At 60.0% G+C, this 495-nt stretch carries 1 protein-coding gene; it reads left to right on the top strand.

The annotated features are described in order from the left end of the window. Positions 1 to 17: 17 nt before the first annotated feature. On the top strand, positions 18 to 495 hold a 478-nt coding region (locus A3754_RS25720; RefSeq protein ID WP_231880802.1), incomplete at its 3' end, for a metal-dependent hydrolase.

Here is a 495-nt window from a genome sequence, read left to right as displayed (position 1 = left end):
CCGGTGCCCGCAAGTACATGAGCAAACGCCAGCAGCTGGCGGCGACTGCCGGCCTGGAGCACTTCACTGCCATTCTGGCCGACGCCATTCTGCGTCGCCCGGACCTGATGAAAAAGATGGACCCGGCGGTGCGCGATCTGTGGGTCTGGCACGCCATTGAGGAAACCGAGCACAAGGCCGTAGCCTACGACCTGTACAAGGACGTGAACGGCAACTACCTGGAGCGCCAGCGCCTGTTCCTTTCCAGCACCGCCTACCTGATCGGCTTCTCCAGCTACTTCACCTGGCAGATGCTCAAGCGCGACAATATGCACCGTAAACCCCTCACCCTGGCCAAAGGGCTGTGGAAAGGGTTTGGCTACAGAGGCGTGATCAGCAGCATCATCCCTGCCTGGTTCAGCTACCTGAAACCCGGCTTCCATCCATGGGATGACGACAACAGCGCGTTGATCGAAGAATGGCGTAAAAGCCTGCCGGCCCCGAAGGAGAAGAACG

The organism is Alcanivorax sp. HI0083, assembly GCF_001635175.1.
This window is presented reverse-complemented; position numbering and strand designations above follow the sequence as displayed.